Annotated in this window: 1 protein-coding gene; it reads right to left on the bottom strand. The window is 63.2% G+C overall.

What is annotated here, in order from left to right; genetic code table 11:
• Nucleotides 1-2099, bottom strand: a 2099-nt coding sequence (gene rpoB, locus AAFM29_RS17315; RefSeq protein ID WP_341713968.1) for a DNA-directed RNA polymerase subunit beta, incomplete at both ends; no start/stop codon positions are given.

Below are 2099 nucleotides of genomic sequence, written 5' to 3'. Positions count from 1 at the left end.
TTTCACCGAAGCGCTGTCCGCCGAACTGCGCCTTGCCGCCCAGCGGCTGCTGGGTCACGAGGCTGTAGGGGCCGATCGAACGGGCATGGATCTTGTCGTCGACCAGGTGGTGCAGCTTCAGCATGTAGATGTAGCCAACCGTCACCTTGCGGTCGAACGGTTCGCCGGTGCGGCCGTCAATCAGGGTCGACTGACCCGAATTGTTGAAGCCCGCCTTCTCCAGCATCTCGACGATGTCCGGCTCATGGGCACCGTCGAAGACCGGCGTGGCCATCGGCACGCCGCGACGCAGGTTGGAGCTCAGCTCCAGCACCTGATCGTCCGACAGGTCGTTGATGCGTTCGGCATATTCCTGCTTGGAATAGACCGTCTTCATCAGGTTGCGCAGGTCGGCGGCCTTGGCCGCATTGCGGTTGACCTTGTCGAGCATGTCGCCGATCTGGCGGCCGATACCGGCCGAAGCCCAGCCCAGATGCGTCTCAAGGATCTGACCGACATTCATGCGCGAGGGCACGCCCAGCGGGTTCAGCACGATATCGACCGGCTGGCCGTCCTCGAGGTAGGGCATATCCTCCTCGGGCACGATGCGCGACACGACACCCTTGTTGCCGTGGCGGCCGGCCATCTTGTCGCCCGGCTGCAGCTTGCGCTTCACCGCAACGAAGACCTTGACCATCTTCATCACGCCCGGGGGCAGCTCGTCGCCGCGCTGCAGCTTCTCGACCTTGTCTTCGAAGCGCTTCTGGATACGGCCGGTGGCCGCATCATACTGCTTCTTCAGCGCCTCGATGTCGGTCATCGCCTTTTCGTGCTTGACGCTGATCTGCCACCACTGGCCCGGGGTCAGCTCAGCCAGCACCTCGTCGGTGATCTTGCCGCCGTCCTTGAACCCCTTCGGGCCCTTGTCGGCCTGCTTGCCGACCAGCAGCTCCTTCAGGCGGCCGTAAATGGCGCGCTCGATGATCGCCTTCTCATCGTCACGATCCTTGGCCAGACGCTCGATCTCGGCGCGCTCGATGGCAAGGGCGCGTTCGTCCTTCTCCACGCCATGGCGCGAGAAGACACGCACTTCCACGACCGTGCCCGAAACGCCCGGCGGCACGCGCAGCGAGCTGTCGCGCACGTCGGAGGCCTTTTCGCCGAAGATGGCGCGCAGCAGCTTTTCTTCCGGCGTCATCGGGCTTTCGCCCTTCGGCGTGATCTTGCCGACCAGGATGTCGCCCGGGTGCACTTCGGCACCGATGTAGACGATGCCGGCTTCGTCGAGGTTCTTGAGGCCTTCTTCGCCCACGTTCGGAATATCGCGGGTGATTTCCTCAGGACCCAGCTTGGTGTCGCGGGCCATCACTTCGAATTCCTCGATATGGATCGAGGTGAAGACGTCGTCCTTGGCGATACGCTCGCTGATCAGGATCGAATCTTCGAAGTTGTAGCCGTTCCACGGCATGAAGGCGACGAGCACGTTGCGGCCCAGCGCCAGCTCGCCCAGCTCGGTCGAGGGTCCGTCGCCGATGATGTCGCCGGCGCGAACCTGATCGCCCACCTTCACCAGCGGACGCTGGGTAATGCAGGTATTCTGGTTCGAGCGCTGGAACTTCAGCAGCTTGTAGATATCGACGTTCGACTTCGACATGTCGGTTTCTTCCGACACGCGGACGACGATGCGGGTACCGTCGATCTGGTCGACCACACCCGAACGCTTGGCGACGATGGTGGCGCCGGAATCACGCGCCACAACTTCTTCCATGCCGGTGCCGACCAGCGGCGCCTCGGCGCGCACCAGCGGAACCGCCTGACGCTGCATGTTCGAGCCCATCAGCGCGCGGTTGGCGTCGTCGTTCTCAAGGAACGGGATCAGCGCCGCGGCAACCGAAACCAGCTGCTTCGGCGACACGTCCATGAAGTCGATGCCTTCAGGACGCACCATCACGAAGTCGCCGTTGCGGCGGCACGACACCAGATCGCCCATCAGCTTGCCCTTGCCGTCGATTTCGGCATTGGCCTGGGCAATGGTGTATTTGCCTTCTTCCATGGCGGTCAGGTAGATCACTTCGTCGGTGACCTTGCCGTCGCGCACGCGGCGATACGGGCTCTCGATG

Origin of the sequence: Erythrobacter sp., assembly GCF_038133525.1 — a bacterium.
GTDB lineage: Bacteria > Pseudomonadota > Alphaproteobacteria > Sphingomonadales > Sphingomonadaceae > Qipengyuania.
The sequence above is the reverse complement of the archived record's forward strand: the minus strand, read 5'-3'. Positions and strand labels throughout refer to the sequence as shown.